We start from the raw sequence: 2,939 nt of genomic DNA, 5'->3' as shown, positions 1-2,939 counted from the left end.
GGCCTGGCGGCCCTAGTCGGAGGGATCCGCGCCCTCGATGCGCAGATCTCGACCCTGGGGGACGAGATCCTGTCCGCGACTGTCGAGCCTGCGACGCTCTCGGCGTCCTCGGAAGGCCCGCAGATGGGTCTGCCCCCGCACACGGCTCTCATGGTGGAGCAGATTCCAAAGCGGCTCGCCAAGGCGCAGACGCACCGATTCTTCGCCGTCTCCGTCACGGCCTACACGAGCGAGGCCTCACAGACCGACGATAGCCCGAGTCTGACGGCGACCAGGCGTACGGCCCGCCCGGGCACGATCGCGCTCTCGCGCGACCTGCTGCGAAACTTCACTCCGGGCGCGCCCTTCGCCTTTGGAGATTGCGTTCTGATTCCCGGCATGGGGATCTATGCGGTCGAGGACACGATGCACCCGAGATGGACGCACAAGGCGGACATCTGGTTCTCCGACAGCCGCACGGCGCGCCGCTGGGGCGTCAGGGACGTCTACCTCACCGGGGTCGAGGCCGAGGAGCCGTTGCTGACGACCACCGACTGGCATCGGTAGGCAGGAAAGGCGGCCGACTCAGCGGGAGCCTCCTCCGCCCCTCTCCTGCCCCTCGCGCCTCTCCTCCTCGAGACTCGCCAGGATTCTCAGGTAGCTGTCGTACCGGAACCCGGGGACCTGTCCCTGTTGCGCCGCGACACGAACCGCGCAGTCGGGCTCGCCTCGGTGACGGCAATCCGGAAACCGGCAAGCGGACGCCGGCCCCTCGAACTCCGGATAGGCCGAGGCGAGATTCGATGCATCGATTCCCCAAGGCTGGATCGACCGCAGGCCGGGCGTGTCGAGGACTGCCCCGCCCCCGGGGAGATCGCACCACTCGACCCGCGCGGTGGTGTGGACGCCTCTCGATGTCGCGTGGCTGACCGGCCGCGTCCGCAGGCGCAGCCTGGGCACGAGAGCGTTCAGTAGGGAACTCTTCCCTACGCCGGAGGGGCCCGCCAGAACGCTCAGGCGGCCCTTGAGAAGCGCTTCCAGCGCCGGCACGCCTTGTCCGGTCCTGGCCGACATGGGCAGGACCGGGACGCCGATTGCGGCGAGGTGCCGGATCTCGCCGGGCAGCTCCCCGGCATGCAGGTCGAGCTTGTTCAGCGCCGCAATCGCGGGGATCCCGGCTGCGCGGGCGAGGAGAAGGTAGCGGTCCAGGGCGCGGAGGTTCAATGGAGGGTCGCGGAAGGATTGGACGCAGATCAGTTGATCGACATTCGCGGCCAGGGCATGGCAGCGCCTGGGGTCCCCGGGATCCTTCCGCGCGAGGAGGTTCCGCCGCTCAAGAACCCGATCGATCACGAGAGCGTCCCTGGCTCCCTCATCGAGCAGGACGCGGTCCCCCGTCGCGATCGGATGCGTTGCGCGGCGCGGCCCCGCCTTCAGCAGGCCTCGCAGCATGGCCGGACGGTCTCGCCCCTCGACGCGCACGAGCGACTTCCTTCCCTCGACGCGAACGACGATCCCCTCTGCCTTCTCCACGAGCTTCCCCTCCGGGGCCCGGGCCCCCGCGGCGAGTCCCCCCTCATTCCGATGCGGCGGCGCGATCGGCGGGCGCTCTGGTATTCTACTCGAGGATGCTTCCAGGGTAGACCGAATGCCGCCACGCGAAGACGAGACCGCCCGCTGGGTGAGACAGGGGCGCTGCGAGGTTTCGCCGGCGAAGGAAGGGATGCGCTTCGACGCCTTCCTCGCACGGACCTTCCCCTATCGATCGAGGAGCCGGTGGGTCCGCCTGGTGAGGGCGGGCAGAATCCTCATCAATGACTCCGTCGCTCGCCCGGGCCGCCTGCTGCGGGCCGGCGACCGAATCGATTACGTCCCCGATCCGCGGCCGGAACCGAAGGTCTCGCGAGCCTACCGAGTCCTCTACGAGGACGAGGCGCTCCTGGCGGTCTGCAAGCCCGCGCACCTGCCGGTCCATCCCTCAGGGAGGTACTACAGGAACACCCTGCTCATGATGCTCCTCGCCGAGCGAGGGGAGGATCTGGACGCGACCGAGCTGCGCATCGTCCACAGGCTGGACCGGGAGACGAGCGGGATCATCCTCTTCGCGAAGGGGAGGGAGGCGGCCGCGGCCCTGTCGTCGCAGTTCGAGAATCGCGAAGCGCGCAAGCGCTACCTGGCCATCGTCCACGGCGCGCCCCGGGAGAGGAGCTTCGTCGTGGACGCGCCACTCGCCCGCGATCCGCTCGCCCGCGTGCGCAAGACCGTCGTGATCAGACCCGACGGCAGGCCGGCGAGGACCGGCGTCAGGCTGCTGCGCAGCGGGAACCGGCACTCCCTTGTCGCGGCCATCCCCTACACGGGGCGCCTGCATCAGATCCGCGTCCACCTGAGGCATGCCGGGCATCCGATCCTGGGCGACAAGGTCTACGGGCTCGATCCGGATCTCTTCCTGCGATTCGTCGCGGGGACCCTCTCGGCGTCGGATCGCGACATGCTCGGATGGCCCAGGCAGGCGCTTCATGCCTGGAGGCTCGCCGTCCGCCATCCGGCCACGGGGAGGCGCCTGTCTCTGCGGGCCCCGGTGGGAGGCGCCTGGCTCCGCAAGGCGGCGTCCCTCGGACTGCGATGAGAGGAGCGTGATGAAAGGAAGGAGAATCCAGGACGGCCCCTGGGTCCTTGCCGGGATCCTCGCGGTCGCCCTGATCGCGCGGATCGTATCCTTCCAGGCCTTGAAGCAAGACCTCTCCCTCAGAGTCCCGCTCCTCGACTCCCTTCACTACCTGCAGACAGCCGCCGCCCTGGCGCGCGGGGAGGGATGGCCGGCGGGGCCGCACTTCATGGCGCCGATCTACCCCTTCCTCCTCTCCGGCCTCTTTCGATTCGCGCCTCCCCAAGCGGCGACGGTTCAGATCGTCCAGATGCTGATGGGACTCGGCACGACCGCGCTCATCCATGCGTCT

At 69.1% G+C, this 2,939-nt stretch carries 3 protein-coding genes; 2 read left to right on the top strand and 1 reads right to left on the bottom strand.

Translation table 11 applies throughout. The features are described 5' to 3' along the window. Positions 1 to 564: 564 nt before the first annotated feature. On the bottom strand, positions 565 to 1,431 hold the full coding sequence (gene rsgA / locus FJY88_13135) for a ribosome small subunit-dependent GTPase A (protein MBM3288270.1): 867 nt from the start codon (positions 1,429 to 1,431) through the stop codon (positions 565 to 567). Here rsgA and FJY88_13130 point away from each other — a divergent pair. Beyond that, positions 1,430 to 2,608: an RluA family pseudouridine synthase gene (locus FJY88_13130; GenBank protein MBM3288269.1), complete on the top strand. Its 1,179-nt coding sequence runs from the start codon at positions 1,430 to 1,432 to the stop codon at positions 2,606 to 2,608. The two genes, rsgA and FJY88_13130, sit on opposite strands and share 2 nt — an antisense overlap. 10 nt (positions 2,609 to 2,618) lie before the next feature. After that, positions 2,619 to 2,939, top strand: a 321-nt coding sequence (locus FJY88_13125) for a hypothetical protein (GenBank protein ID MBM3288268.1), incomplete at its 3' end; no start/stop codon positions are given.

The sequence above is a fragment of the Candidatus Eisenbacteria bacterium genome (assembly GCA_016867495.1).
In the GTDB taxonomy this organism is placed as follows: Bacteria; Eisenbacteria; RBG-16-71-46; order CAIMUX01; family VGJL01; genus VGJL01.
Note: the sequence above shows the minus strand (reverse complement) of the source record. Positions and strands in the feature narration are given on the sequence as shown.

What these genes read in the sequence shown, in the direction of transcription:
- FJY88_13130 (MBM3288269.1), top strand. Translation starts at nt 1,430, where the DNA reads ATGGCCGGACGGTCTCGCCCCTCGACGCGCACGAGCGACTTCCTTCCC.
- rsgA (MBM3288270.1), bottom strand. Translation starts at nt 1,431, where the DNA reads ATGCTGCGAGGCCTGCTGAAGGCGGGGCCGCGCCGCGCAACGCATCCG.